The following is a 24,503-nucleotide window of genomic DNA, read 5'->3' on the forward strand; positions in this document are numbered from 1 at the left end:
GAGATGGTGATGCCGGGCGACAACGTGACGATGGACGTGGAACTGATCGCGCCGATCGCGATGGATGAGGGCCTGCGCTTCGCGATCCGCGAAGGCGGCCGCACCGTCGGCGCCGGCGTCGTCGCCAAGATCGTCAAGTAAGCGACGACTGAAGGGATACGGGCCAAAGCGCCATGGACAGCCAGAACATCCGCATTCGCCTGAAGGCGTTCGATCACCGCGTGCTCGATGGCAGCACGCGGGAGATCGTCAACACGGCCAAGCGGACGGGTGCGCGGGTGCGCGGGCCCATCCCGCTGCCGACGCAGATCGAACGCTTCACCGTCAATCGCTCGCCGCACGTCGACAAGAAGTCGCGCGAGCAGTTTGAGATCCGCACGCACCGTCGCCTGCTCGATATCGTCGATCCCACCCCGCAGACCGTGGACGCGCTGATGAAGCTCGACCTCGCCTCCGGCGTGGACGTCGAGATCAAGCTCTGAGCGACGGATAAAGGACCGACATTATGTCCATCACAGGCCGTCAGGTTACGGGCCGTTCCGGGCTGATCGCCCGGAAGCTGGGGATGACCCGGCTTTTCAATGAGGACGGGTCCACCGTCCCTGTTACCGTTCTGCATGTCGACAACGTTCGCGTCATCGCGCAGCGCACGATGGAGAAGGATGGCTACGTTGCCGTCCAGATCGGCATCGGCGTCGCCAAGCCGAAGAACGTGACGAACCCGCAGAAGGGCCACTTTGCGAAGGCTGGCGTCGAAGCGCCGCGCAAGACCGTGGAGTTCCGCGTGGCTGAGGACGCGACTCTGGCGCCTGGCACGAAGCTCGACATCGGGCATTTCGTGACCGGCCAGAAGATCGACGTGACCGGCACCACGCAGGGCAAGGGCTTCGCCGGCGCGATGAAGCGCTGGAACTTCTCGGGCCTCGAGGCATCGCACGGCGTGTCGGTCAGCCACCGTTCGCATGGTTCTACCGGCAACCGTCAGGATCCGGGCAAGACCTTCAAGAACAAGAAGATGGCCGGCCACATGGGTGTCGAGCGCGTGACCACGCAGAACCTGGTCATCGCCGGGCACGATGCGGAGCGCGGGCTTCTGCTGGTGAAGGGTGCCGTTCCGGGCTCCAAGGGCAGCTACGTGCTGGTGCGCGATGCGGTGAAGCGCGCGCGCCATGCCGATGCGCCGTATCCGGCCGGTGTGGCCGCAGAAGCTGGGGCGCAAGGGTAAACATCATGGCGATCCAGCTTCCTGTCATCAATCTCGACAACGCCTCCGTGGGCCAGGTAGACCTGCCGGAGTCGCTGTTCGGCGTCGCTCCGCGGGCCGACATCATGGCCCGCGTGGTGCATTGGCAGCTCGCCAAGCGCCGTGCCGGGACCCATAAGGTCAAGGGCATGGGCGAAGTGTCCGGCACCACCAAGAAGCCGTACCGGCAGAAGGGCACCGGCAATGCGCGCCAGGGCTCCCTTCGTGCGCCGCAGTACCGCAAGGGTGGCATCGTGCACGGGCCGGTGGTCCGTGATCACGGCTACAACCTGAACAAGAAGGTCCGCCGTCTGGGCCTGATCTGCGCGCTATCCGCCAAGGTTGCGGCTGGCAAGCTGATCGTGCTGGACACGGCGACCGCGAATGACGAGGCCAAGACCTCGGCCATGGTGGCGCAGCTCAAGGCGCTCGGCTGGGATAGCGCACTGGTCATTGATGCGACGGTGGATGCGGGCTTCGCCCGCGTCACTCGGAACATCCCGAAGATCGATGTGCTGCCGACCGTGGGTGCCAATGTCTACGACATCCTGAACCACGACGTGCTCGCGGTGACGCGGGCCGGGCTCGAGGCTCTGGCCCAGCGTCTGAACGGTGCCGATCTGTCTGGCGCCGAGAAGGAGTCCGAGGCATGAGCGAGACGGCAACCAAGCCGCGCGGCAAGGTCCTGTCCGCGGAGCGCCTGTACCAGGTAATCCTGGCGCCGGTGGTGACGGAAAAGGCGACCCGCCTGAACGAGAGCAGCCAGGTCACCTTCAAGGTGACGCTGGATGCGACGAAGCCGGAGATCCGGCAGGCGGTCGAGAAGCTGTTCAACGTCCAGGTCGAGGCGGTGAACACGCTGGTGATGAAGGGCAAGGCCAAGCGGTTCCGTGGGCGCAAGGGCCAGCGGTCCGATTGGAAGAAGGCGGTGGTCAAGCTGCAGGCCGGCCAGACCATCGACCTCACAACGGGGCTCGCGTAACGCCATGGCATTGAAGAATTTTAACCCGGTCACGCCGTCCCTTCGCGGGACGGTCCTGGTCGATCGGTCCGACCTGTGGAAGGGCAAGCCCGTCAAGGGCTTGACCGAGGGCAAGTCGCATTCCGGCGGCCGCAACAACCATGGCCGTACCACGGTCCGGTTCCGGGGCGGCGGACATAAGCAGTCCTACCGCATCGTCGATTTCAAGCGCCGCAAGTTCGATGTGGCGGCGGTGGTCGAGCGTCTGGAATACGACCCGAACCGCTCCGCCTGGATTGCGCTGCTGAAGTATGCGGATGGCGAACTCGCCTATATCATTGCGCCGCAGCGCCTGAAGGCCGGCGACAGCGTGATTTCGGGCGAGAAGGTCGACATCAAGCCGGGCAACGCGATGCCGCTGGCCAATATCCCGGTTGGCACCATCGTGCATTGCCTGGAGATGAAGCCGGGCGCCGGTGCGAAGATCGCGCGCTCCGCGGGCACCTTCTGCCAGCTGGTCGGCAAGGACTCCGGCTACGCGCAGGTGAAGCTGATGTCCGGTGAGGTTCGCCTGGTGCGGGCCGAGTGCATGGCCGCCATTGGCGCCGTGTCCAACCCGGACAACAGCAACCAGCAGATGGGCAAGGCTGGCCGCACCCGCTGGATGGGCTTCCGTCCGCATGTTCGCGGCGTCGTCATGAACCCGGTCGATCACCCGCATGGTGGTGGTGAAGGCCGGACCTCGGGCGGTCGCCACCCGGTTACCCCGTGGGGCAAGCCCACCAAGGGTGCCAAGACCCGTAACAACAAGCGTACGGACCGGCTTATCGTCCGGCGCCGCAACGCGACGAAGGGCTGACGGCAATGTCGCGCAGCGTCTGGAAGGGGCCGTTCGTCGACGGCTACCTGCTCAACAAGGCAGAAGCCTCCCGTGCATCGGGCCGCAGCGAGATCATCAAGATCTGGTCGCGCCGCAGCACGATCCTGCCGCAATTCGTCGGCCTGACCTTCGGTGTCTATAACGGCAAGAAGTTCATCCCGGTGCAGGTGAACGAGAACATGGTGGGCCACAAGTTCGGCGAGTTCTCGCCGACGCGCACCTTCACCGGACACTCGTCCGACAAGAAGGCGAAGCGAGGCTGACATGAGCAAGCCGAAGCACGAGCGCGGGCTCGAAGAAACCGAAGCGCAGGCCATCACGAAGAATATTCGTGTCAGCCCGCGTAAGCTGAACCTGGTGGCGGGGTTGATCCGTGGCCGCACGGCGCAGGACGCCGTTGCGACGCTGACCTTCTCGAAGCGCCGCATCGCGCAGACGGTGAAGAAGACGCTCGAGAGCGCGATCGCCAACGCCGAGAACAACCACAGCCTGGATGTCGACCGCCTGGTCGTCCTCAAGGCCGAGGTTGGCCGCGCGGTGGTGATGAAGCGCTTCCATGCGCGTGGCCGTGGCCGGTCCTCGCAGATCGAGAAGTGGTTCAGCCATCTGAAGATCGTTGTGGCGGAGCAGACCGTTCCGGCGCCGGCGGCACAGCAGGAGGCCGCGTAACATGGGTCACAAAGTCAATCCGATCGGGCTCCGGCTCGGCATCAACCGCACCTGGGACAGCCGCTGGTATGCGGACCGTGGCTATGCGCGGATGCTGCATGAGGATCTGAAGCTGCGGAAGACGCTGCGTGAGCGCCTGAAGGGCGCCGGCGTGTCCCGTGTGGTGATCGAGCGTCCGGCTAAGAAGCCGCGCGTGACCATTCATGCCGCACGCCCTGGCGTGGTGATCGGCAAGAAGGGCGCGGACATCGAGAACCTGCGCAAGGACCTGGCCAAGATGGCCGGGGCCGAGGTCTCGCTGAACATCGTCGAGATCCGCAAGCCGGAGATCGACAGCACGCTGGTTGCCGAGAGCATTGCGCAGCAGCTGGAGCGCCGCGTGGCCTTCCGCCGCGCGATGAAGCGCGCCGTGCAGTCCGCCATGCGGCTCGGCGCCGGCGGCATCCGCATCAACTGCTCTGGCCGTTTGGGCGGGGCTGAAATTGCGCGTATGGAGTGGTACCGCGAAGGCCGTGTGCCGTTGCACACGCTGCGTGCGGATATCGATTTCGGCGTCGCGACCGCGAAGACCACCTACGGCACCTGCGGTGTCAAGGTGTGGATCTTCAAGGGCGAAGTCATGGCCCATGATCCGATGGCGCAGGACAAGCGCGCCGCGGAACAAGCGCCTCAGCGCTGAGAGTGATGTACGATGCTGCAGCCTAAGCGCACGACGTTTCGCAAGGCCCATAAGGGCCGCATCAAGGGTATCGCCCGTGGCGGCTTTACCCTGACCTTCGGCGGCTTCGGCCTGAAGGCGCTGGAGCCCGAGCGGGTGACGGCGCGGCAGATCGAGGCGGCGCGGCGCGCCATTACGCGCGCCATGAAGCGCCAGGGGCGGGTGTGGATCCGGATTTTCCCGGATGTGCCCGTCTCGACCAAGCCGGCCGAAGTCCGCATGGGCTCCGGCAAGGGCGCGCCGGAATACTGGGTGGCACGGGTGAAGCCCGGCCGGATCATGTTCGAGCTGGACGGCGTCTCGGGTGAGATTGCCCGCGAGGCGCTCGAGCTGGGTGCGGCGAAGCTGCCGATCAAGACGAAGATCGTGACGCGCCTCGGCGCCACGGCGGAGGCCTGAGATGGCGCAGACAAAGATCGCGGACGTGCGGGCCAAGACCCCGGACGAGCTGCAGGAGATGCTGGTGAACCTTCGGAAGGAGCAGTTCAACCTGCGCTTCCAGCGGGCCACCGGTCAGCTTGAGGCGACGGGTCGCATCAAGGAAGTTCGCCGTGATATTGCGCGGGCGAAGACGATCATGACCGAGCGCGTCCGCGGCTCGGCGAAACAAGCTTAAGGGGTTCGGGCGATGCCGAGGCGCGTCCTCACGGGCCGGGTGGTCAGCGACAAGACCGACAAGACGATTACCGTCTTGGTCGAGCGTCGCGTGATGCATCCGCTCTACAAGAAGTTCATCCGTCGTTCCAAGAAGTACGCAGCGCATGACGCGGCGAACCTCTGCAAGGAAGGCGACCTGGTGTCGATCGAGGAATGCCGCCCGATCAGCAAGAACAAGTCGTGGCTGGTGGTCGCGCGGAATGGCGAAGCGGTTGAGCGTCCGGAGGGCTTCGAAGCCCCGGTCGTCGCCGCGAAGCCGGCCGCCGATGCGCCTGCTTCGGCCAGCTGAGGCGGACAGGACATGATCCAGGTCGAATCCAACCTCGATGTCGCCGACAACTCCGGCGCGCGTCGCGTCCAGTGCATCAAGGTGCTGGGCGGGTCGAAGCGCCGCACGGCGTCGGTGGGTGACATCATCGTCGTTTCCGTCAAGGAAGCGATTCCCCGCGCCAAGGTGAAGAAGGGCGAGGTGCATCGCGCCGTCATCGTTCGCACGGCCTATCCCGTGCGGCGCATCGATGGCACCGCGATCCGCTTCGACGGCAACGCCGCGGTGCTGATCAACAAGCAGGGTGAGCCGATCGGGACCCGTATCTTCGGACCGGTCGTGCGTGAGCTGCGTGGGCGCAAGTTCATGAAGATCATCTCGCTGGCGCCGGAGGTCCTGTAAGGCCATGGCTGCGAAGATCAAGAAGGGCGACCGGGTCGAGGTTCTCGCCGGTCGCGACAAGGGCAAGAAGGGCGATGTCATTCGCGTCGTGCCCGAGGAAAACCGCGCCTTCGTGCAGGGCGTGAACATGGTGAAGCGCCATACCAAGCCGCAGGGCATGGGCAAGCCGGGTGGCATCGTGGAGAAGGAGGGGCCGATCAACCTCTCCAACCTCGCGCTGATCGATCCGGTGTCCGGCAAGGCGACGCGGGTTGGCTTCAAGGTGCTCGAGGATGGCCGCAAGGTGCGCGTGGCCAAGCCCTCCGGCGAGGTGATTGACCGATGAGCGGGACCAAGAAGGGCGGCAAGGCTCCGGCCAAGTCGACGCCCCCGAAGAAGAGCAACGCCGCGCCGGCCGCCAAGGGTGGCGAGCAGCGCGTTGCGCCGGCGTCCCCTGCCGCGGTTGCCAAGGCGGGTGCGGCGCAGGCTTCGCCGGCCGAGCTGCCGCGCATGCGGCGCCGCTACGAGGATGAGATCCGCAAGGCGCTCTCCGAGGAGTTCGGCTACAAGAACCCGATGCAGGTTCCGAAGCTCGAGAAGATCGTGATCAACATGGGCGTTGGCGAAGCCGCCGGCGATTCCAAGAAGTTGGACGCGGCCGTGGCGGACTTGATGGCGATCTCCGGCCAGAAGCCGGTGAAGACCAAGGCGCGCAAGGCGATCGCGGGCTTCAAGATCCGCGAAGGTCAGGCGATCGGCTGCAAGGTCACGCTCCGCAAGGGCCGGATGTTCGAGTTTCTCGACCGCCTGGTGACGATTGCCCTGCCGCGCGTGCGCGACTTCCGTGGTATCCCGGGCAACCGTGGTTTCGATGGCCGTGGCAACTACGCCATGGGTCTGAAGGAGCAGATCGTGTTCCCCGAGATCAACTACGACAAGGTGGACGTGGTGCGCGGCATGGACATCCAGTTCGTGACCACCGCGAAGACCGACAAGGAAGCCAAGGCGCTCCTCAAGGCGTTCGACCTTCCTTTCGCCAACTGATTTGGAAAACCGCCTGACAGCTTGTCAGGCAGGTTCCGGAGGATTTGAGACGGCATGGCCAAGACCTCGTCTGTCATGAAGAACAAGCGTCGTGAACGGCTCTCGAAGCTGCATGCGCCCAAGCGCGCCGCCCTCAAGGCGGTGGTGATGGATCGCGAGCTGCCCGTCGAGGAACGCTTCGAGGCGACGCTGAAATTGGCGCAGTTGCCCCGCAACGGCGCCAAGATTCGCGTGCGCCTGCGCTGTGAGCTCACTGGCCGTCCCCGCGGTAACTACCGCAAGTTCAAGCTCAGCCGTAACCAGCTCCGTGATCTCGCCAATAATGGCCAGATCCCCGGGCTGGTTAAGGCCAGCTGGTAAGGAGGGCCGCGAATGTCGCTGTCCGATCCGTTGGGTGACATGCTCACCCGTATCCGCAATGCCCAGCGCGCACGGCAAAGCCGTTGCGTGGCGCCGGCCTCCCGCCTGCGGGAGAATGTGCTCGATGTGCTGAAGCGCGAAGGCTACATCCGCGCCTTCGCCACCGAGCAGCTGCGCCCGGGCATCAGCGTGATCAGCATCGAGCTGAAGTATTCCGAGGGCGAGCCCGCCATCAAGGAAATCGCACGCGTGTCCAAGCCGGGCCGCCGGGTGTATTCCAAGATCGCGGAGCTGCCGAAGTTCTACTCCGGCCTCGGCATTTCCATCCTCTCCACGCCCAAGGGTGTGATGAGCGACAATGAGGCTCGCGCTGCCAATGTTGGCGGCGAAGTCCTTTGCCGCGTATTCTGACGGGAGGATAGACATGTCTCGCGTCGGTAAATATCCGGTCCCGGTTCCGGCAGGCGTCCAGGTGGCGCTCCAGGACCGCAGGATCGTGGCCAAGGGCAAGAATGGCGAGCTGTCGCTCGACCTGACGGACGAAGTGGACGTCACCATCGAGGGTGGCGAGGTCGCGGTTGCACCGCGTGGGTCGGACCGCAAGGCCCGCACCATGTGGGGCACCACCCGCAGCCTGATCCAGAGCATGGTGACGGGCGTCTCCACCGGGTTCACCCGGAACATGGAGATCACCGGCACCGGCTATCGTGCGGCGGTGCAGGGGAAGGAGCTTGTGCTCAACCTCGGCTACAGCCACGACATCCGCTATCCGATCCCGGCGGGGATCAAGATCACCTGCGAGAAGCCGACCTCCATCAAGGTGGAAGGCGCTGACAAGCGCCAGGTTGGCCAGGTGGCCTCTGAGATCCGCGCGTATCGCGGCCCGGAGCCCTACAAGGGCAAGGGCGTGCGCTACGACAACGAGGTGATCCTCCGGAAGGAGGGTAAGAAGAAGTAATGGCCGACAAGAAGCTCGCATTGACGGAGCGCCGCCGTTCGCGGCTGCGCTACCAGCTCAGGATGAAGTCCGGCGGGCGCGTGCGCCTGTCCGTCTTCCGCTCGGGCAAGCACATCTACGCCCAGGTCATCGACGACAAGGCTGGTCGCACCGTTGCGGCCGCCTCCTCGATCGAGAAGCCGATGCGCGAAGAACTGAAGACCGGTGCCGACAAGGACGCTGCGGCGGCCGTCGGCAAGCTGGTTGCAGAGCGCGCGCTGGCCGCTGGCGTGGTGGAAGTGGTGTTCGACCGTGGGCCGTATCTGTATCACGGCCGGGTCAAGGCACTCGCGGAGGCTGCCCGCGAGGGCGGCCTCTCCTTCTGAGGAGTTCGGGAATGGCACGGGAACCCAGGAGCGGCGAGCAGGGCGGCGGTGGCGGTGGTGAGGGCGGCGATCGCCGTCGTGGCCGCGGTCGCGACCGCAATGAGAATCGGCAGGACCGGCAGGACGGCGATGAGCTTAAGGACAAGCTCGTCACCATCAACCGCGTCGCCAAGGTGGTGAAGGGCGGTCGTCGCTTCAGCTTCGCCGCGCTGGTCGTCGTTGGCGACCAGAAGGGCCGCGTGGGCTGGGGCGCCGGCAAGGCGCGCGAGGTGCCGGAGGCCATCCGCAAGGCAACGGAACGTGCCAAGCGCACGATGATCCGCGTGCCGATGCGTGAGGGCCGTACCCTGCACCACGACCAGGTCGGTGAATTCGGTGCCGGCCGCGTCATTCTGCGCGCCGCACCGGCCGGTACCGGCATCATCGCCGGCGGTCCGATGCGTGCGGTGTTCGAGACGCTGGGCATGGGTGACGTGGTCGCCAAGTGCACCGGCACGACGAACCCGCATAACATGGTGAAGGCGACCTTCGCCGCGCTCGGCCGTTGCACCAGCCCGCGGGCTGTGGCGGCGCGCCGTGGCAAGAAGGTCTCCGACCTGCTCGGCCCGCGCAAGGACGTCGCCGAGGGTGCGGCGCCGGAGGCTGCGAATGTCTGAGAGCAAGAAGACCGTGAAGCTGACCCAGACCGGGTCGCCGATCGGCCGTAAGCCGGGTCAGCGGGAAACGCTGATCGGGCTGGGCCTGAACAAGATCCGCCGGACCAGCGAGCTGGAGGATACCCCCTCCGTGCGCGGCATGATCCGGAAGGTCGCCCACCTGGTGAAGGTGGACGGGGAATAACATGAAGCTCAACGAAATCCGCGACAACGACGGCGCCCGGCCGAAGTTCAAGCGCATTGGCCGTGGTATCGGCTCCGGCAAGGGCAAGACCTCTGGCCGCGGCGTGAAGGGTCAGAAGGCCCGCACCGGCGTGACGCTGAATGGGTTCGAGGGCGGTCAGCTCCCGATCTATCGGCGCCTGCCGAAGCGGGGCTTCGTCAACCCGTTCCGCAAGCTCTATGCGCCGCTGAACCTCGGCGCGCTCGACAAGGCGATCGCCGATGGTCGCCTGCCGGCCGAGGGCATGATCGACGAGGCGATGCTGCAGGCCTCCGGCGTGGTGCGTTCCGCCCCGCGCTATGCCGGCGTGCGGCTGCTCGCCACCGGCGATATCACCCGTGCGGTGACGCTGACCGTCTCCGGCGCTTCCGGAGCTGCTGCGGCGGCGATCGCGGCCGCGGGTGGTACGCTGACCCTGCTGGTCGCGCCCGCCGAGGCCCCGGCCGAAGAAGCCTGAGGCTACGGCCTCTTCGCTTCGGAAAGCTGTTGTCGCCCTTGCACCTGCGGGTCCTGGGCGGCACTTTAGGATAGCTGCGACGCGGCGTCCCGGGCCTGCCTTCTCGGCGTGGCATGGGGGCGCCGCTTTCGCGAGGAGGGATCGCACATGGCGTCCGCCGCCGAACAGCTTGCGGCCAATCTGAATCTCGGGGTCCTGGCCAAGGCGACCGAGCTGAAGAATCGGCTTTGGTTCACCCTGGGCGCCCTGATCGTGTACCGGATCGGCTCCTACGTCCCGGTGCCGGGCATTGATGCCAGCGTCATGGCCGAACTGCTCCAGCAGATGGGCGGCGGCATCATGGGCATGTTCGACATGTTCACCGGCGGCTCGCTGGGGCGCATGACGATCTTCGCGCTCAACATCATGCCCTACATCTCCGCCAGCATCATCGTGCAGCTGATGACGGCCGCCATTCCCTCCTGGGAAGCCTTGAAGAAGGAAGGCGAGTCGGGGCGGAAGAAGCTCAACCAGTACACGCGCTACCTGTGTCTGTTCATTGCGATCTTCCAGGCCTACGGCATTGCCATCGGGCTTGAGAGTCTGCGCGGCAGCTTCGGCGCGGCGGTGCATGATCCGGGCTGGTTCTTCCGCCTGTCCTGCGTCATCACGCTGGTTGGCGGCACCATGTTCCTGATGTGGCTCGGTGAGCAGATTACCGCGCGCGGCATCGGCAACGGCATCAGCCTGATCATCTTCGCGGGTATCGTGGCGAACCTGCCCTCCGCGCTGGCCAGCACGCTGGAACTGGGCCGCACCGGTGCGCTGTCCACCTTCTTCATCATGGCCTTCCTGCTGGTCGCGCTGCTGGTGATTGCCCTGGTCGTCTTCGTCGAGCGGGCGCAGCGACGGATCCCGGTGCAGTATCCGAAGCGCCAGGTCGGCAACCGGATGTTCGGTGGTGAGAATACCCATCTGCCGCTCAAGCTGAACACCGCCGGCGTGATGCCGCCGATCTTTGCCTCGTCCTTGCTGCTGTTGCCGGCCACCTTCGCGGCGTTCCGCACCGATCAGACCGAGCAATCGTGGGTCACGGATGCCGCCAATCTGCTGGCGCATGGGCAGCCGCTGTACATGGCGCTGTACCTCACGCTCATTGTCTTCTTCGCGTTCTTTTACACGGCCGTGGTGTTCAACCCGCAGGATACGGCGGACAACCTTCGCAAATACGGTGGCTTCGTGCCCGGCATCCGTCCGGGCCTGCCGACGGCGCAGTATTTCGACCGCGTGCTGACCAGGCTGACCGCAGTGGGTGCCATCTACCTGTCGGTGGTGTGTATCCTTCCGGAAATCCTGATCTCGAATTACGGCGTGCCATTCTACTTCGGGGGGACGTCGCTGCTCATCATTGTCTCCGTGACCATGGACACGGTGGCACAGGTGCAGTCACATCTTTTCGCCCATCAGTATGAGGGGCTTATCAAGAAGGCTCGGCTCGGTGGCCGTGGCACGCAACCGGGGGGACGCGGGCGATGAGGTTGATCCTGCTGGGGCCTCCGGGCGCCGGCAAAGGCACGCAGGCCAAGCGGCTGGAGGAACGCTACGGCGTGATCCAGATCGCGACCGGGGACATGCTGCGCTCCGAGGTGAAGTCGGGCTCCGACATCGGCCGCGAAGCCAAGGCCATCATGGAGCGGGGAGAACTGGTGCCGGACAGCATCCTGATCGGGATGCTGGCGGCCCGCGTGAAGGCGCCCGATGTGGCCCGTGGCTTCATCCTGGATGGCTTTCCCCGCACCGTACCGCAGGCGCAGGCGCTTGACGGCATGTTGGCCGAGCAGGCCCTGCCGCTGGACCAGGTCATTGAACTGAAGGTCGATGATGCGGCGCTGGTCGACCGTATCGCCGGGCGCTTCACCTGCGCCAAATGCGGCGAGGGCTACCACGACCGCTTCAAGTCGCCCAAGCTGGCCGGCGTCTGTGATGTCTGCGGCAGCACGGAGTTCATCCGCCGCGCCGATGACAGGGCGGAGACGGTGGCGGCGCGGCTTGATGCCTATCATCGCCAGACGGCGCCGTTGCTGCCGCATTACGCGGCGCAGGGCAAGTTGCAGCAGGTTGATGGCATGGCTGAGATGGATGAGGTGACACGGCAATTGGCCGCGCTCCTCGACCGCAAGGCCGGATGACTTGACTCCCCCGGCGGGGTCGGTGTAGCACCCGGCCCCTGCGGTTCGGAGGTTCCTCCGGCCGCTCTTCGCCGTTGCATGCCTGATTCGGGCCGTTCAGCGAGATTCGCGGATCGGGCCTAGGGTCGGCGGGGCCCCTGCGGGCCTGGTTATTGTCGGGCCGCAGGCCCAGTTTTTGGAGCGGGCCATAGGCCCGACGAGGAGAGAGGCACCGTGGCGCGTATCGCCGGCGTGAACATCCCAACCAACAAGCGGGTGCTCATCTCGCTTCGCTACATCTATGGCATCGGTCCGCAGAACGCGAAGGTGATCTGCGAGCAGCTCGGCATCCCCGAGGACCGTCGTGTCAACCAGATGACGGATGACGAGATCCTCCGCGTGCGTGAGCTCATCGACCGGGATTACCGGGTCGAGGGCGACCTGCGCCGTGAAGAGGCGATGAACAAGAAGCGGCTGATGGACATGGCCTGCTACCGCGGCCTGCGTCACCGCAAGGGCCTGCCGGTTCGTGGCCAGCGCACGCATACCAATGCGCGCACCCGCAAGGGCAAGGCCGTGGCGATCGCCGGCAAGAAGAAGGTGACGAAGTAAGATGGCTCGCGAACCCCGCGCCGGCAGCCGCCCTCGCAAGAAGGAGCGGAAGAACATTTCTTCCGGCGTGGCGCATGTCCTCGCCTCCTTCAACAACACCGTGGTGACCATCACCGACGCGCAGGGCAATGCCATCGCCTGGTCGTCGGCCGGCAGCCAGGGCTTCAAGGGCAGCCGCAAGAGCACGCCCTACGCCGCCCAGGTTGCCGCCGAGGATGCCGGCAAGAAGGCGCGCGAGCACGGTATGGAGACCCTGGAAATCCAGGTCTCCGGTCCGGGTTCGGGTCGTGAGTCGGCGCTGCGTGCCTTGCAGGCCGTTGGCTTCTACGTCACGGCCATCCGCGACGTGACGCCCATCCCGCACAATGGCTGCCGCCCGCGCAAGCGCCGCCGCGTCTGAGACGCGACGCTACGCTTACCGGGGCTGGGCAGGGGAATAGACCGTGATCGAGAAGAATTGGCGTTCGCTGATCGAGACCAAGAAGGACGTCGAGCTCGGCGCTGATCCGACTCGTCTGGCCACTCTGGTGGCGGAGCCGCTGGAGCGCGGCTTCGGCATGACGCTCGGCAACGCGCTGCGCCGCATCCTGCTGTCCTCCCTGCAGGGCGCGGCCGTCACGGCGGTGCGCATCGATGGCGCGCTGCACGAATTCAGCAGCCTCCAGGGCGTGCGGGAAGACGTGACGGACATCGTCCTGAACGTGAAGCAGCTTGCCGTCCGCATGCAGGGCGATGGGCCGAAGCGCCTGCAGCTGACCGCGACCGGCCCGGGCGAAGTGACCGCCGGCCAGATCCAGACCAGCGGCGATATCGAGATCTCGAACCCGGACCTGGTGATCTGCTCGCTCGATGACGGCGCCAAGCTGTCCATGGAGCTGACGGTCGACACCGGCAAGGGTTATGTCCCGGCCAGTGAGAACCGCCCCGAGGATGCACCGATCGGCCTGATCCCGATCGATGCCATCTACTCCCCGGTGCGCCGCGTGGCCTACCAGGTGCAGCCGACCCGCGTAGGCCAGAAGACCGACTACGACAAGCTGGTCCTGACGGTCGAGACCGATGGCACGGTGACGCCGGAGGATGCGGTTGGCATCGCTGCGCGCATCCTGCAGGAGCAGCTGCAGCTCTTCATCAACTTCGAGGAGCCGCGCCAGCGTGTGGTGGAGGAGATCCGCGACGATCTGCCCTTCAACCGCAACCTGCTGCGCAAGGTCGACGAGCTGGAGCTCTCGGTCCGCTCGGCGAACTGCCTGAAGAACGACAACATCGTCTATATCGGCGACCTGGTTCAGAAGACGGAGCAGGAAATGCTCCGTACGCCGAACTTCGGCCGGAAGTCGCTGAACGAGATCAAGGAAGTCCTCGCCTCCATGGGCCTCGGCCTCGGCATTACCGTGCCGGGCTGGCCGCCGGAGAACATCGAGGATCTGGCGAAGAAGCTCGAAGAGCCCTTCTGAGGGCGAATTCGGGCGGGCGGAGGGGCAGTCACGCTCCCCGACTATGAGTGTGAAACTGCGCTGCACAAATACACCGTGCTCCCGCTGAAGGCGGGGGTTCGGGTTCTCTAAGGAAACAGGACCATGCGTCACGGCGTATCCGGCCGTAAGCTCGGCGTTACCACCAGCCATCGGCTCGCGATGCTCCGCAGCATGGCGACCGCCCTGCTGAAGCACGAGCAGATCTCCACCACCCTGCCGAAGGCGAAGGAGCTGCGCCCGTATGTCGAGCGCATCATCACGCTCGGCAAGCGCGGCGACCTGCATGCGCGCCGTCAGGCCTATGCGCAGATCCGCGACCCGAAGGTGGTGGACAAGCTGTTCTCCACCATCGCGGATCGCTACAAGACCCGCGCCGGCGGCTATACCCGCGTGCTGAAGGCCGGCGTCCGCTACGGCGATGCGGCCGACATGGCGGTGATCGAGCTGATTGAGCGCGATGTCGCGGCCAAGGGCCTCGACAGCGGCCCGCGGCCGGAGACGGTGCCGAGCGAGGCGGACGAGGCGTAAAGCCTCATCCCCTTTCAGGGCTTTGGGACAGGGCGCCGCGAGGCGCCCTTTTTCATGTCCGCCGTGCGACCTTCAGTTCCAGCCGGGTCAGCCAGAAGCCGGCGCCGATGATGATGGCGACGCCCGCCAGCATGCCTGGCTCCGGCACTTCATCGAAGACCAGCCAGCCGAACAGGATGGCCCACAGGATCATGGCGTATTGCCAGGGCACCACCACCGGGGCCGGCGCCAGGGCGAGGGATCGTGTGACGGCCAGATGCGCGGCCACACCCACCACGCCCAGCAGCATCAGCAGGCCGGCATCCAGCCAGGTCACCGGCACCCAGCCGAAGGGCGCCAGCACCAGGCCCAGCACCAGCGCCGCACCCATCTGGTAGGTGGCCAGCACGGTGGCGGAGGTGCCGCGCAACTCCCGCGTCGCCAGCAGGTAGCCGGAATAGAGCACCGTGCCCCCGATCGCGACCAGCGTTGGCAGCAGGCCATTGTCCAGCCCCGCGCCCAGCGCCACCACCACGCCGACGAAGCCCAGTACCACGGCGGCGAAGCGCTTCCGTTCCAGCCTTTCGCCCAGCAGCACCGCGCTGCCGATTGCCACGAAGATCGGCGTCGCCATCCAGAAGGCCATGGTGTCCGCCAGCGGCATCATGGAGACGGCCCAATAGAAGGCCGTCACCTCCAGCGTGCCGCAGGCGATCCGCACCATCTGCAGCCGCGGGCGCGGCGGGCGCAGCAGCGGCACCGCCCCCTCGCGCGCGATCATCGGTGCCAGCACCAGCAGTGCCGCGATGCTGCGCAGCACCAGGACCTGTGCCACCGCATAAGTGGCGACCAGCCACTTGCCCAGCACATCGTTCAGCGAGAAGCCGAGCACCGCCACCGACATCAGCAGGATGCCGGCGAGGTTGCGATTGGCGGTGTGGCTCATGCGGAATTCCGCGGGTCGTGACCGATCGGCGCCTCAGGCGCAGGCGCCTTGCGTGGCGCGCCGCAAAAGCGGCGCGCCGGATGCACGACCGCGGCCGGAAGCACCGGCCACGGGTCCGGACCGAAGAGCTTCGGTCTCACTCCGCGCGGATATTCGCGTCCCGCACCAGGGCGGCCATCGCGGCGCGGCCCTCGGTGACGAAACGGGCGAAATCATCCGGGCGGGTGGCCAGCGGCACGCAGCCGATCTGCACCAGGCGCTGGCGAATGGCGGGCACCGCCACCGCCTCCACCAGCGCATCGGACAGCGCCTGCACCACGGCCGGCGGCGTGTTGGCGGGGCCGAACAGGCCCGCCCATTCATTGGATTCGAAACCCTCGAAGCCGCTCTCGGAGATGGTGGGCACCTCCGGGCGGCTTTCCACCCGCTGCGTCGTGCCAACCGCCAGGAAGCGCGCCCGCCCACCTTCCACCACCGGCCCGGCCGAGACCAGCGTGGTGAAGACCGCATCGATGGCGCCGGCCGCCAGATCCTGCGCCGCCGCGGCACCGCCACGATAGGGCACGTGGATCACCTCGATGCCCGCCCGCCGGGCGAAGGCCACCAGGCCGAGATGCCCCGCCGTCGCGTTGCCCTGGGTGCCCACCGTGATCACCCCCGGCCGCGCCTTCGCGGCCGCGACGAATTCCGCCAGCGTGGTCGCCGGAAAGTCGTTCTTCACCGCGATGGAGGAGGGGAAGGCGACGACCAGGCTGATCGGCGTGAAGGCGGTGGCGTAGTCGAAGGGCAGGCGCGGCAGCAGCGCCGGGTTCACCAGGTGGGAGGAGGCGTCCCACAGGAAGGTGTGTCCGTCCGTGGCACGCGCGACCTCGTTCCCGCCCAGGCTGCCGCTGGCGCCGGTGCGGTTTTCCACCACGAAGTTCTGGCCCAGGCGCTGGCCCATATGCGGCGTGATCACCCGCGCCGCGCTGTCCGCGGCGCCGCCGGCGGAGAAGGGTACGACGAGGCGGATCGAGCGGCTCGGCCAGGCGGATTGCGCCAGCGCAGGCGTGGCCAGGGCCAGCGCGGGGCTGGCCGCCAGCAGGGTGCGGCGGGACAGGGCGGCGTTCGGCAGCATCGGGCGTCTCCGTGTGTTGTTGGCGGGTCAGATCGGATGGGGTGGCGGGGCGGTCAACCCACCTCGATCTTCGCGTCGCGGACCAGCTGGCCCATGATCTCCCGCTGCTGCGCCACATAACGGGCGAATTCAGCTGGCGGGGTGCCGAGCGGCAGGGCGCCCAGCGTGTCCAGCCGCGCGCGCACGGTCGTATCCTCCAGCGCGTGCTTGGCGGCCTCAAACAGCCGCTGCGCGACGCCCGGCTGCAGGCCGGCGGGGGCATACAGGCCGTTCCACTCATTCAGCTCGTAGCCGGGGAAGCCCTGCTCGGCCACCGTCGGAACATCGGGCAGCGCCGCGATGCGCTGCGCGGTGCTGACCGCCAGCGGCTTCAACCGCCCGTCGCGCGCCAACTGCAGGGAGGAGGAGACGGTGCCGAAGACGAAGGTGATGGACCCGCCGAGCAGGTCCTGCAACGCCGGCGTACCGCCGCGATAGGGCACATGCTGGATATCCAGCCCCGCCCGGTTCAGGAACAGCGCGGCGGCCAGATGCGCGGCCGTGGCGTTGCCGGATGAGCCGTAGGAGAGCGTGCCCTGCCGCGCCTTCGCCCATGCGACGAATTCCGGCAGGGTGCTGACCGGGATGTCCCGGTTCACCGCCAGGATCTGCGGCAACACCACCACCTGGCTGATCGGTGTGAAGGCGGTGGCGTAGTCGAAGGACAGGCCACGCAGCAGCGACGGATTCACGGTGTGCGCCAGCGCATCGATCATGATGGTCTGCCCATCCGGCGCGCTGCGCGCCAGATCCGCCGCGGCGATGGACCCGCCGGCACCGGCGCGGTTCTCCACGATCACCGGCTGGCCGAGGAAGTTGCCCATCGGCGTGGCCAGAAGGCGGGATGTGGTGTCCACGCCGCCACCGGGCGGGTAGGGGGCAATCATGCGGATCGGCCGGCTTGGTGCCCAGGGCGTGCCGCCCTGGGCGGCGGCGGCGCGGCCGAGGAAGGGGGCGGCCAGCAGGCCGGCAGCCAGGCTGCGGCGGCTGAGATTGGTCATTGGCGGAACCTCCGGATTGATTTGGTTCGCAACATGCCGTGCCCGCCCGGTTCCCGCCACCCCGCTTCGGGCTAGACTGGGCGCCATGACCCTACCGCCCGACCTGTTCGGCAGCCTGCCCGAATCCGAGGCGCAGGCGCCGCCCCCCGGCCCGCGCCCCCTGGCCGATCGCCTGCGTCCGCGGCGGTTGGAGGAGGTGGTGGGCCAGGATCACCTGGTGGGGGCGGAGGGCAGCGTCACCGGCATGCTGGCGCGCGGCAGCCTGTCCTCCATCATCCTGTGGGGGCCGCCGGGGGTGGGCAAGACCACCATCGCGCGGCTGCTGGCCGAGGCCGCAGGGCTGTCCTTTGTCGCACTCTCGGCGGTGTTCTCGGGCGTCGCGGACCTCAAACGGGCGTTTGACGAAGCCCGCATGCGCCGCCGCAACGGGCGAGGCACGCTGCTGTTCGTGGATGAGATCCACCGCTTCAACCGCGCCCAGCAGGATGGCTTCCTGCCGGTGGTCGAGGACGGCACCGTCACGCTGATCGGCGCCACCACCGAAAACCCCTCCTTCGCGCTGAACGGCGCGCTGCTGTCGCGCTGCCAGGTGCTGGTGCTGAAGCGGCTGGACGAGGCGGCGCTGGAAGACCTGATGGCCCGCGCCGAGGCTGAGGAAGTTCGCACGTTGCCGCTGACGCCGGAGGCGCGGGAGAGCCTTTCCGGCATGGCCGATGGCGACGGTCGCTATCTGCTGAACATGGTGGAGCAGTTGCTGGCCCTGCCGCCGGGCGGCGAACTGCTCGACCCCACGGCGCTCGCGGCGCTGCTGGCGAAGCGTGCCGCGCTGTACGACAAGGACCGGGAGGAGCACTACAACCTCATCTCCGCGCTGCACAAATCGCTGCGCGGATCGGACCCGGATGCGGCGCTGTACTGGTTCGCGCGCATGCTGACCGGCGGCGAGGACCCGCGCTTCATCGCCCGCCGCCTGCTGCGCTTTGCCTCCGAGGATGTCGGCATGGCCGATCCCCGGGCGTTGCAGATCGCGCTGGCGGGGTGGGAGGCCTATGAGCGGCTGGGCTCGCCGGAGGGGGAACTGGCGCTGGCGCAGGTGGTGGTGCATCTCGGCACCGCGCCGAAATCCAATGCGCTGTATGCGGGCTTTGGTGCCGCGATGCGCGCGGCGAAGCAGACCGGCAGCCTGATGCCGCCGCCCAACATCCTCAACGCGCCGACGAAGCTGATGAAGGAACTCGGCTACGGCGAGGGCTACGAATACGACCACGATGCGGAGGAAGGATTCTCGGGCGCCGATTACTGGCCGCCCGGAATGCAGAAGCAGCGCTTCTACAGCCCGACGGAACGCGGGGCGGAGGCGGCGGTGGCGGCGCGGATGAAGGAATGGGATGCGCTGCGAAGCCGGAAGCGCAAGCGATGAACTTCCTCCTCGTCGCCCTGGGCGGCGCCATCGGCTCGGTCCTGCGCTACGCCATCGCGCTTCTGTCGATCGCCCAGTTCGGCGTGGCCTTCCCCTGGGGCACGCTGGCGGTGAACATCCTGGGCAGTGCCGCCATCGGCCTGGCCGCCGCGCTGGGTGTGCAGGGGGAGATGCGGCTGCTGCTGGTGACGGGTGTTCTCGGCGGCTTCACCACCTTCTCCGCCTTCAGCCTGGAGACCGGCTTCCTGTTCGAGCGCAATCCCTGGATTGCCGCGGCCTATGTCGCGGCGTCCGTCGTGCTGGGGCTGGCAGCCTTCGCACTGACCTACGGACTATTGCGCCGGTAGCTCACTCATCCGCATCCACGGCATTCGCCGTGAAGCGGCGCCGGTGCAGGGCCGCGCTGCCGAACTGGTTGGCCAGCACCATCGCCTTCCGCAGATACAGGCCGACATCGTATTCGTCCGTGTAGCCGATGGCGCCATGCAACTGCACCGCGGCCCGCGTGACCAGTAGCGCCGCCTCCGCCGCCCGCACCTTGGCGCGGGAGACGGCGGCGCGGCGTGCGGCCGGGGGCGCGCCGGCATCCAGCGTGGCGGCCGCGGCCTCCACGCTGGCGCGGGTCAGCGTCACCTGGATCTGCAAATCCACAGCCCGGTGCTGCAGCGCCTGGAAGCTGCCGATCGGCTTGCCGAATTGCTGGCGGGTGAGGAGGTAGTCCAGCGTCATGGCGAAGCTGCGCTCCATCACGCCGAGCAGCATCGCCGCATTGGCCAGCGTGGCTTCGTCCAGCGCCCGTTCCAGCGCCGCGACGGGCAGCGTGCCGATCCGCGTGCCGCGCGCGGTGATCGTGCCGTAATGGCCGCCATCCTGCGTCTCGACGATCTCGGGCACAGCCTGCGCCGCATGCAGCACCAGCGCGCCATCCTCGCGAACCGGCAGCAGGAAGCCGGTGGCACCCGCCGCCATCGAAACGAACAGCCGCGGGGTTTCCGGCGTGCCGGGTGCGTCCAGCGTATCCGCGCGTTCCTGCCAGGCGACCAGCGGCAGCGCCTCGCCCGCCAGCAGCGCGGCCAAGCCGGCTTCGTCACCGCACGCCGCCAGCAGCGCGGCGGACAGCGCGCCCTGCACCAGCGGTTCCGGCACCAGGCCGCGGCCGAGTTCCTCCGCCAGCGCGCAATACTCGGCCATGCCGAGGCCGATGCCGCCCTGGTCCTCCGCCACGCGCAGCCCGATCCAGCCCATCTCCGCGATCTGCCGCCACACCGCGGCATCGAAGCCCGGCCGGGTGAAGCGCAGCGCGCGGATGCGGGTGAGGGCGCCACCGCGCGGCGCCACCGCCCCGGCGCTGTCGCGGATCATCTCGACCATGCTCATGCGACGATGCCCGCCTTGGCCAGCCTTGCGGCCTCCGCAGCATCGGTGCCGAGCCATTCTTCCAGCACCTCCGCCGTATGCTGCCCAAGCGTCGGCGGCGCGCGCGTATAGGCCACCGGCGTGTCGGAAAAGCGCACGGGGTTGGCGATGGTCGGCGCGCCATCCGGCGTTGCCGAGAACATCGCGCGATGCCGGATCTGCGGGTCCTCCGCCACCGCCGCGAAATCATTGATCGGGCCGGAGGAGACGCCAACCGCGTTCAGCGCATCCATCCACTCCTGCGCGCGGCGTTTCAGGAAGGCGTCCTGCAACAGCGGCAGCAGCACATCCCGATGCGCCATGCGCTGCGGGTTGGTGGCGAAGCGCGGGTCCGCCGGTACGCCCAGCACCTGGCAAAGCTGAGAAAATTGCCGGTCATTGCCCACCGCCACCATCAGCGGCCGGTCGGCGGTGGAGAACGCCTGCCAGGGCGTGTTGATCTGGGATGCCGTGCCGGCCCGCACCGGCATGCGGCCGGAAACCAGGTGGTTCATGGCGATATGCGAATGCGCCGCCACCTGCGCATCCAGCAGCGCCAGGTCGATATGCTGCCCCTTGCCGCTCACCGTGTCCCGGTGATGCAGCGCGGCCAGGATGGCGACCGTCGCATACATCCCCGCATTGATGTCCGACACGCTGTAGCCGACCACGGCGGGCCCCGCGCCCGGTTCGCCATCGGCCACGCCGGTTACGCTCATCAACCCGGACATCGCCTGGAAGATCGGGTCATAGCCCGGCAGCGCGGCATAGGGACCGGATTGGCCGAAACCCGTGATGGAGCAATAGACCAGCTTCGGGTTCACCGCCGCCAGCGAGGCATGATCCAGCCCGTATTTCTTCAGCCCGCCGGTCTTGAAGTTCTCGATGAACACATCGGCCTTGGCCGCCATGGCGCGCAGCAGCGCGGCGCCCTCGGGCTTGGCGATATCCAGCGCGATGGATCGCTTGTTGCGGTTCATCGCCAGGAAGGAAGAGGTCTCCCCAACCGGCCTGCCATCCGCGCCGACCTTCCGGAACCCCATGCGCCGCACATCGTCGCCGCCGCCCGGCTGCTCGATCTTCACCACCTCCGCACCGAAATCGCCGAGCATCTGCGCCGCCCAGGGGCCGGCGAAGACGCGCGTCATGTCCAGCACGCGGATCTTTGGCAGGGCACTCATGCGGGCAGCTCCAGAAGGGCGCGGGACAACACGTTGCGCAGGATTTCGGAGGAACCGCCGAAGATGGTGGCGGGCCGCGCCAGGAGGAACTGTCCTGCCGGGTGCAGCGCCGGGCCGGGCATCGGGTGCAGCAGGCCCGCATGTTCGCCGGCCATTTCCAGCTGCGCGTCGGTGATGCGCTGGAACAGCTCGCTCGCCACGATCTTCAGGATCGAGACCTCCGCCCCCAGCGTCTCGCCCCGCTTCAGCGCCGCCGAGAACCGCTCATACAGCGCCTTGAGATCGGCCAGCTCCAGCCGGAACCGCGCATATTGATCCAGGAAGGCCGGGTCATCCGCCCGCCCCATCGCCTCCGCCAGCCGCTTCAGCGCGGCGAGCGCGTTGGCGGACAGGCGAGGCGAGCCGATGGCGATGCGCTCGAAACCCAGCAGCGCCTTGGCGTAGGTCCAGCCCTTGTTGACCTCGCCCACCAGCATGTCCTTGGGCACGCGGACAGCGTCGAAGAACACCTCGCAGAACTCGTCATGCAGGTCGAGATTCAGGATCGGCCGCACGGAGATGCCCGGGCTGTCCATCGGCAGCAGCAGGAAGGAAATGCCCTCCTGCTTCTTCGCGGATTTATCGGTGCGGGCGAGGACAAAGATCCAGTTGGCGTCGTTGGCGAAGGTGATCCAGGTCTTCTGGCCGTTCAGCACCCAGTGATCGCCCTGGTCCAGCGCTTCCAGCCGCAGCGCGGCCAGGTCGGAGCCGGCATTGGGTTCGGAATAGCCCTGCGCCCAGATATCCTCGCCCGAGAGAATGCGCGGCAGGAAATGCGCCTTCTGGGCTTCGGAGCCATGCTTGATCAGCAGCGGGCCCAGCATCAGCACGCCCATGTCGCTGATCCGCGGCGCGCCGTGGCGCTCCAACTCCTCGAGCAGGATAAGCTGCCTGGCCGCATCCAGCCCCATGCCGCCATGCTCGACTGGCCAGGCGGGGGCCAGCCAGCCCTTTTCGGACAGCTTCAGGTACCAGGGCTTGTTGTCCCGCCAATGCAGGCGGCGCTGCGGGTAGCGCAGTTCGGGCGGGCAGTTCGCCTCGATCCAGGCGCGGACATGCGCGCGGAAGGCGACCTCGTCCAAGGCATCGAGGCTATCGCCCATGCTCCCCCCAATCTTAGGTCAGTTGAATGACCTTTATCCAGCGCCTGCGCGCCTGTCCATCCCGTGCTATGGCGCGTCCATGACCGTGCAGTTGAAAAAAGTCGCCGCCGATGAGGGCGACACCCGTCTGGACCGCTGGCTGAAGCGCCATGTGCCTGCGCTCACCCAGGGCGCCGTGCAGAAGATGCTGCGGACCGGCCAGATCCGCGTCGATGGCAAGCGCGCGGAGGCGAATACCCGGCTCGAGGCCGGGCAGGAAATCCGTATCCCGCCCTTCACCGAGAACCCCAACGCCGCCCTGCCGCGCACGCCGAAGCCGGTGGATGAGCGGGATGCGAAGGCGCTGCTGCGCATGATCATCCACAAGGATGCGGAAGTGCTGGTGCTGGACAAGCCGCATGGCCTGCCCGTGCAGGGCGGCCCCGGCATCACGAAGCACCTGGACGGCATGCTGGACGCGCTGCAACTGGATGCGGCGGAGCGCCCCCGCCTGGTGCACCGGCTGGACCGCGATACCTCCGGCGTGCTGGTGCTGGCGCGCACCGTGGGCGCGGCCTCCAAGCTCGCTGCCGCCTTCCGGTCCCGCGATGTGGAGAAGACCTACTGGGCCGTGGTCCTCGGCGAGCCCAGCCCGCCCGCCGGGCGCATCAACATGGCCCTGACCCGCCAGGGCGGCCCGCGCGGCGAACGCACCGTGCCGGCCGAACAGGGCGAGGATGGCGTGCACGCCATCACGGATTTCCGCACGCTGGATGCCGTGCGCCGCAAGGCCGCCTGGCTGGAGATGAAGCCGCTGACCGGCCGCACGCACCAGCTTCGCGTGCATGCGGCGGAGGCGCTGGGCTGCCCGATCCTGGCCGATGGCAAATATGGCGGCCAGGCCGCGCATATGGAGGGGCTGCCGGAGCAGCTGCATCTGCACGCCCGCGCGCTGCGCCTGCCGCACCCGACCGGCGGCTATCTGGAAGTGGCGGCACCCCTGCCGCAGCACATGAAGGAAACTTTCGCGTTCCTGGGCTTCGAGGCGCCCCGGACGCCAAAGCCGCGCCGGGTGAGTTGAGGAAGACCACCGCCTTCTCGGGATGGTAGGGTGCTCCGCATGACAGCACCCACTTCTCGCCGGCGCCGCTGGCCCTGGATTCTTCTCGCTCTCGTCATTGGCCTTCCGGCGCTCGCCCTCGGTGCCGCGCTGCTGCTGCTGGATGCCGAATCGCTGCGCCCGCGCCTGGTTGCCGCGGTGGAGCGCGCCACCGGCCGGACCTTCACGGTGGGCGAGATGCGCCTCGCCGTTTCCCTGGTGCCGACCGTCGAATTGCGCGACGTGGCGCTGGCCAATGCGGAGGGCGCCAGCCGCCCCAACATGTTGACCGCGCGCCGCGTGCAGGTGCAGGCCGCGCTGCTGCCGCTGCTCTCCCGCGAGATCCGTATCTCCCGCATCGAGCTGGAAGACCCCGACCTGCTGCTGGAGGTCGATGCCCAGGGCCGCGGCAACTGGCAATTCGCCCGTACCCCGAGCGAGGCCACCCCGGCCGCCCCCGCGCCGGAGGAAGCGGTGCGGGAGGCGCTGGCACTCGGCATCGACGCGCTGCGCCTCGAACGCGGCCGCATCGGCTGGCGCGACGCCCGCAACGGCATGGCGGAGACGGTGGAGATCACCCGCCTCGATGCCACCGCCCCG

General features: G+C 67.4%; 37 protein-coding genes and 1 pseudogene. 32 read left to right on the forward strand and 6 right to left on the reverse strand.

Annotation, left to right across the window (positions count from 1 at the left end; translation table 11 throughout):
* The 28 genes and pseudogenes from tuf to rplQ form a co-directional block, all read left to right on the forward strand.
* A pseudogene (gene tuf, locus Q8S40_RS14140) lies at positions 1-141 on the forward strand (elongation factor Tu); the annotation flags it as partial.
* A gap of 32 nt (positions 142-173) precedes the next feature.
* A complete protein-coding gene (gene rpsJ / locus Q8S40_RS14145) occupies positions 174-482 on the forward strand; it encodes a 30S ribosomal protein S10 (protein ID WP_092961082.1) in 309 nt (102 codons plus the stop codon).
* Between the two features lie 23 nt (positions 483-505).
* Complete coding sequence (rplC, locus tag Q8S40_RS14150; RefSeq protein WP_304811695.1) at positions 506-1,225, forward strand: 50S ribosomal protein L3; 720 nt, start codon at positions 506-508, stop codon at positions 1,223-1,225.
* An 11-nt stretch (positions 1,226-1,236) separates the two neighbouring features.
* Positions 1,237-1,896 (forward strand): 50S ribosomal protein L4, encoded by a 660-nt coding sequence (rplD, locus tag Q8S40_RS14155; protein ID WP_304811707.1) that lies wholly within the window; start codon positions 1,237-1,239, stop codon positions 1,894-1,896.
* A complete protein-coding gene (locus tag Q8S40_RS14160; RefSeq protein WP_168050563.1) occupies positions 1,893-2,225 on the forward strand; it encodes a 50S ribosomal protein L23 in 333 nt (110 codons plus the stop codon). Before rplD ends, Q8S40_RS14160 begins: the two co-directional genes overlap by 4 nt.
* Positions 2,226-2,229: 4 nt before the next feature.
* A complete protein-coding gene (gene rplB, locus Q8S40_RS14165; protein WP_304811691.1) occupies positions 2,230-3,063 on the forward strand; it encodes a 50S ribosomal protein L2 in 834 nt (277 codons plus the stop codon).
* Positions 3,064-3,068: 5 nt separating this feature from the next.
* Positions 3,069-3,347, forward strand: coding sequence for a 30S ribosomal protein S19 (gene rpsS / locus Q8S40_RS14170; RefSeq protein WP_304811688.1), 279 nt, complete (start codon positions 3,069-3,071; stop codon positions 3,345-3,347).
* Between the two features lies 1 nt (position 3,348).
* A complete protein-coding gene (gene rplV, locus Q8S40_RS14175) occupies positions 3,349-3,753 on the forward strand; it encodes a 50S ribosomal protein L22 (RefSeq protein WP_304811686.1) in 405 nt (134 codons plus the stop codon).
* A 1-nt stretch (position 3,754) separates the two neighbouring features.
* Positions 3,755-4,432 (forward strand): 30S ribosomal protein S3, encoded by a 678-nt coding sequence (rpsC, locus tag Q8S40_RS14180; protein ID WP_304811685.1) that lies wholly within the window; start codon positions 3,755-3,757, stop codon positions 4,430-4,432.
* 12 nt (positions 4,433-4,444) lie between these two features.
* On the forward strand, positions 4,445-4,870 hold the full coding sequence (rplP, locus tag Q8S40_RS14185) for a 50S ribosomal protein L16 (RefSeq protein WP_216837909.1): 426 nt from the start codon (positions 4,445-4,447) through the stop codon (positions 4,868-4,870).
* A gap of 1 nt (position 4,871) precedes the next feature.
* Positions 4,872-5,087 (forward strand): 50S ribosomal protein L29, encoded by a 216-nt coding sequence (rpmC, locus tag Q8S40_RS14190; RefSeq protein WP_304811683.1) that lies wholly within the window; start codon positions 4,872-4,874, stop codon positions 5,085-5,087.
* A 12-nt stretch (positions 5,088-5,099) separates the two neighbouring features.
* The gene (gene rpsQ, locus Q8S40_RS14195; RefSeq protein WP_304811681.1) at positions 5,100-5,417 is read left to right on the forward strand and encodes a 30S ribosomal protein S17; all 318 of its coding nucleotides are present in this window, start codon (positions 5,100-5,102) and stop codon (positions 5,415-5,417) included.
* A 12-nt stretch (positions 5,418-5,429) separates the two neighbouring features.
* Positions 5,430-5,798 (forward strand): 50S ribosomal protein L14, encoded by a 369-nt coding sequence (gene rplN / locus Q8S40_RS14200; RefSeq protein WP_216872787.1) that lies wholly within the window; start codon positions 5,430-5,432, stop codon positions 5,796-5,798.
* Between the two features lie 4 nt (positions 5,799-5,802).
* The gene (gene rplX, locus Q8S40_RS14205) at positions 5,803-6,123 is read left to right on the forward strand and encodes a 50S ribosomal protein L24 (protein WP_304811678.1); all 321 of its coding nucleotides are present in this window, start codon (positions 5,803-5,805) and stop codon (positions 6,121-6,123) included.
* Positions 6,124-6,287: 164 nt separating this feature from the next.
* Entirely contained in the window at positions 6,288-6,821 is a 534-nt protein-coding gene (gene rplE, locus Q8S40_RS14210; protein ID WP_304811705.1) for a 50S ribosomal protein L5, read from the forward strand.
* 54 nt (positions 6,822-6,875) lie between these two features.
* Positions 6,876-7,181 (forward strand): 30S ribosomal protein S14, encoded by a 306-nt coding sequence (gene rpsN, locus Q8S40_RS14215; RefSeq protein ID WP_216872784.1) that lies wholly within the window; start codon positions 6,876-6,878, stop codon positions 7,179-7,181.
* Positions 7,182-7,193: 12 nt separating this feature from the next.
* Positions 7,194-7,592 carry a 30S ribosomal protein S8 gene (gene rpsH / locus Q8S40_RS14220; RefSeq protein ID WP_304811673.1) on the forward strand — a complete coding sequence of 133 codons (399 nt, stop codon included), beginning with the start codon at positions 7,194-7,196 and terminating at the stop codon, positions 7,590-7,592.
* 13 nt (positions 7,593-7,605) lie between these two features.
* On the forward strand, positions 7,606-8,139 hold the full coding sequence (gene rplF, locus Q8S40_RS14225) for a 50S ribosomal protein L6 (protein ID WP_304811671.1): 534 nt from the start codon (positions 7,606-7,608) through the stop codon (positions 8,137-8,139).
* Positions 8,139-8,504: a 50S ribosomal protein L18 gene (rplR, locus tag Q8S40_RS14230; RefSeq protein ID WP_305670895.1), complete on the forward strand. Its 366-nt coding sequence runs from the start codon at positions 8,139-8,141 to the stop codon at positions 8,502-8,504. Before rplF ends, rplR begins: the two co-directional genes overlap by 1 nt.
* Positions 8,505-8,515: 11 nt before the next feature.
* Positions 8,516-9,160, forward strand: a complete 645-nt coding sequence (rpsE, locus tag Q8S40_RS14235) for a 30S ribosomal protein S5 (protein ID WP_305670896.1) — start codon at positions 8,516-8,518, stop codon at positions 9,158-9,160.
* Complete coding sequence (gene rpmD, locus Q8S40_RS14240; protein WP_304811665.1) at positions 9,153-9,344, forward strand: 50S ribosomal protein L30; 192 nt, start codon at positions 9,153-9,155, stop codon at positions 9,342-9,344. Before rpsE ends, rpmD begins: the two co-directional genes overlap by 8 nt.
* Before the next feature lies 1 nt (position 9,345).
* Complete coding sequence (rplO, locus tag Q8S40_RS14245; protein WP_305670897.1) at positions 9,346-9,840, forward strand: 50S ribosomal protein L15; 495 nt, start codon at positions 9,346-9,348, stop codon at positions 9,838-9,840.
* A gap of 147 nt (positions 9,841-9,987) precedes the next feature.
* Positions 9,988-11,355: a preprotein translocase subunit SecY gene (gene secY / locus Q8S40_RS14250; protein ID WP_304811660.1), complete on the forward strand. Its 1,368-nt coding sequence runs from the start codon at positions 9,988-9,990 to the stop codon at positions 11,353-11,355.
* Positions 11,352-12,008 carry an adenylate kinase gene (locus tag Q8S40_RS14255; protein ID WP_304811658.1) on the forward strand — a complete coding sequence of 219 codons (657 nt, stop codon included), beginning with the start codon at positions 11,352-11,354 and terminating at the stop codon, positions 12,006-12,008. The genes secY and Q8S40_RS14255 overlap by 4 nt, the downstream gene beginning before the upstream one ends.
* A 213-nt stretch (positions 12,009-12,221) precedes the next feature.
* Complete coding sequence (gene rpsM / locus Q8S40_RS14260; protein WP_304811656.1) at positions 12,222-12,599, forward strand: 30S ribosomal protein S13; 378 nt, start codon at positions 12,222-12,224, stop codon at positions 12,597-12,599.
* A 1-nt stretch (position 12,600) separates the two neighbouring features.
* Positions 12,601-12,999, forward strand: a complete 399-nt coding sequence (gene rpsK / locus Q8S40_RS14265) for a 30S ribosomal protein S11 (RefSeq protein WP_168050545.1) — start codon at positions 12,601-12,603, stop codon at positions 12,997-12,999.
* Positions 13,000-13,042: 43 nt separating this feature from the next.
* Complete coding sequence (locus Q8S40_RS14270; RefSeq protein WP_168050544.1) at positions 13,043-14,056, forward strand: DNA-directed RNA polymerase subunit alpha; 1,014 nt, start codon at positions 13,043-13,045, stop codon at positions 14,054-14,056.
* 123 nt (positions 14,057-14,179) lie between these two features.
* Positions 14,180-14,605, forward strand: coding sequence for a 50S ribosomal protein L17 (gene rplQ / locus Q8S40_RS14275; RefSeq protein WP_216837925.1), 426 nt, complete (start codon positions 14,180-14,182; stop codon positions 14,603-14,605).
* Between the two features lie 52 nt (positions 14,606-14,657).
* Here the strand turns inward: rplQ and Q8S40_RS14280 are convergent, their stop codons facing one another.
* From Q8S40_RS14280 to Q8S40_RS14290, 3 genes are all read right to left on the reverse strand, one after another.
* On the reverse strand, positions 14,658-15,530 hold the full coding sequence (locus Q8S40_RS14280) for a DMT family transporter (RefSeq protein WP_305670898.1): 873 nt from the start codon (positions 15,528-15,530) through the stop codon (positions 14,658-14,660).
* Between the two features lie 136 nt (positions 15,531-15,666).
* Positions 15,667-16,647: a tripartite tricarboxylate transporter substrate binding protein gene (locus Q8S40_RS14285; RefSeq protein WP_305670899.1), complete on the reverse strand. Its 981-nt coding sequence runs from the start codon at positions 16,645-16,647 to the stop codon at positions 15,667-15,669.
* Positions 16,648-16,700: 53 nt separating this feature from the next.
* Positions 16,701-17,687 (reverse strand): tripartite tricarboxylate transporter substrate binding protein, encoded by a 987-nt coding sequence (locus Q8S40_RS14290; protein ID WP_304811646.1) that lies wholly within the window; start codon positions 17,685-17,687, stop codon positions 16,701-16,703.
* A gap of 85 nt (positions 17,688-17,772) precedes the next feature.
* Between Q8S40_RS14290 and Q8S40_RS14295 the strand changes: the two genes are divergently transcribed.
* Both Q8S40_RS14295 and Q8S40_RS14300 read left to right on the forward strand, forming a co-directional pair.
* Positions 17,773-19,107 carry a replication-associated recombination protein A gene (locus tag Q8S40_RS14295; RefSeq protein WP_305670900.1) on the forward strand — a complete coding sequence of 445 codons (1,335 nt, stop codon included), beginning with the start codon at positions 17,773-17,775 and terminating at the stop codon, positions 19,105-19,107.
* Positions 19,104-19,454, forward strand: a complete 351-nt coding sequence (locus Q8S40_RS14300) for a CrcB family protein (RefSeq protein WP_304811643.1) — start codon at positions 19,104-19,106, stop codon at positions 19,452-19,454. The genes Q8S40_RS14295 and Q8S40_RS14300 overlap by 4 nt, the downstream gene beginning before the upstream one ends.
* A 1-nt stretch (position 19,455) precedes the next feature.
* On the opposite strand, the gene Q8S40_RS14305 is transcribed toward Q8S40_RS14300, so the two are convergent.
* Genes Q8S40_RS14305 through Q8S40_RS14315 form a run of 3 tightly spaced genes read right to left on the reverse strand, consistent with a single transcriptional unit; the run spans position 19,456 to position 22,825 of the window.
* Complete coding sequence (locus tag Q8S40_RS14305) at positions 19,456-20,484, reverse strand: acyl-CoA dehydrogenase family protein (RefSeq protein WP_305670901.1); 1,029 nt, start codon at positions 20,482-20,484, stop codon at positions 19,456-19,458.
* The gene (locus tag Q8S40_RS14310) at positions 20,481-21,683 is read right to left on the reverse strand and encodes a CaiB/BaiF CoA-transferase family protein (protein WP_305670902.1); all 1,203 of its coding nucleotides are present in this window, start codon (positions 21,681-21,683) and stop codon (positions 20,481-20,483) included. Before Q8S40_RS14310 ends, Q8S40_RS14305 begins: the two co-directional genes overlap by 4 nt.
* Positions 21,680-22,825, reverse strand: coding sequence for an acyl-CoA dehydrogenase family protein (locus Q8S40_RS14315; RefSeq protein WP_305670903.1), 1,146 nt, complete (start codon positions 22,823-22,825; stop codon positions 21,680-21,682). The genes Q8S40_RS14310 and Q8S40_RS14315 overlap by 4 nt, the downstream gene beginning before the upstream one ends.
* Before the next feature lie 79 nt (positions 22,826-22,904).
* On the opposite strand from Q8S40_RS14315, the gene Q8S40_RS14320 reads away from it, so the two are divergent.
* Together Q8S40_RS14320 and Q8S40_RS14325 are read left to right on the forward strand one after the other, a co-directional pair.
* Entirely contained in the window at positions 22,905-23,885 is a 981-nt protein-coding gene (locus Q8S40_RS14320; protein WP_304811634.1) for an RluA family pseudouridine synthase, read from the forward strand.
* A 39-nt stretch (positions 23,886-23,924) separates the two neighbouring features.
* Positions 23,925-24,503: AsmA family protein (locus Q8S40_RS14325; RefSeq protein ID WP_305670904.1), on the forward strand; the 579-nt coding region annotated here is incomplete at its 3' end.

The organism is Falsiroseomonas sp. (assembly GCF_030695085.1).
Lineage (GTDB): Bacteria > Pseudomonadota > Alphaproteobacteria > Acetobacterales > Acetobacteraceae > Falsiroseomonas.